General features: G+C 79.9%; 1 pseudogene. It reads left to right on the forward strand.

The features are described from left to right. A pseudogene (locus BIV03_RS19955) lies at positions 1 to 219 on the forward strand (hypothetical protein); the annotation flags it as partial.

Genomic DNA, 219 nt, shown 5'->3' on the forward strand with positions numbered 1-219 from the left:
GGAGGCGCGCCCCGCCCCCGTCGCACCCGCCCCCGCTCCGGAGACGGCCGGCCCCGGCAGCACGCTCCCCGCACCGCCCGCCACACCGGCACTCGTCGACGACGACATCGTGGTGCCCGACTTCCCGCCGGAGGAGCACCTCCTGCCCCCGGCCCCGACCTCGCCCGCGGTGCACACGGTCCCGTTCGACACGGCCTCGGTCGGCCCCGCCCCGGTCTC

This window comes from Curtobacterium sp. MCBA15_016 (assembly GCF_001865105.1).
GTDB lineage: Bacteria > Actinomycetota > Actinomycetes > Actinomycetales > Microbacteriaceae > Curtobacterium.